This window comes from Streptococcus infantis (genome assembly GCF_001579645.1).
GTDB classification, from domain to species: Bacteria; Bacillota; Bacilli; order Lactobacillales; family Streptococcaceae; genus Streptococcus; species Streptococcus infantis_E.
Genome location: NZ_LQZF01000183.1, coordinates 1 through 773 on the forward strand (window position 1 = coordinate 1; position 773 = coordinate 773).

A 773-nucleotide genomic window follows, 5' to 3' on the forward strand; every position below is an offset into this window, starting at 1 on the left:
TCTCATAGAATCAAGATTCTTAGATTTGCTTTATTTGAGTAATGGCTTACTCTTCTTCCTTACGTTTTTTAGAGATAAGGAGTCCTCCTGTCACTGCTGCAAGAAGTGCTAGTCCAAGTGAAGCGTTAGATTGTTTAGTACCAGTGTTTGGCAATTCTTTCGCTCCTGCTTTCTTAGCTGGTGCTTGAGCAGATGACTCTTTAGTTGCTTCCTTAACAACTTTATTAGCTGCAATTGTTGCTACTGATCCGTCCGCAAAGGTTACAACTACTGAACCGTCATTGTTAACCTTAACATCTGTCGCAGTTGGGTTAGCTTTCTTAACTTCTTCAGCTACTTTAGCTTTTTCTGCGTCTGTCAAGTTGCTTGGATCTACTACTGGAGTAAGAACTGGTACTTTAGCATTATCAGCATCTTTACCACCTACATTAACTTTACTTACTGTTACTGTAGTTGTAGCTGATGTATTTCCTGCTTCGTCTGTTGCTGTTACAGAAACTGTATCTCCAGCATTCAAACCACTTACTGGAATACTGAATTTACCATCTTTATCTGCTTTCGCTGATACTTTAGTTCCATCTGGAAGAGTAACTTCTACTGTTGAACCTGCTTCTGCTGTACCTGTGATTGCTGTATCACCAGCTTTAACTGGGTTCACAACTGGTGCTGTTGGAGCTGTGATATCAGCTTGAGTAACTGTCTTATCACCTGTAAGTGTTGCTGTTGAGCCATCTGGGAACGTTACTTTCGTTGTGCCGTCTTGACCTACCTCT

The 773-nt window shown here is 41.0% G+C and carries 1 protein-coding gene; it reads right to left on the reverse strand.

What is annotated here, in order from left to right:
- Positions 1-46 precede the first annotated feature (46 nt).
- Positions 47-773: Ig-like domain-containing protein (locus tag SINDD18_RS10005; protein ID WP_153014470.1), on the reverse strand; the 727-nt coding region annotated here is incomplete at its 5' end.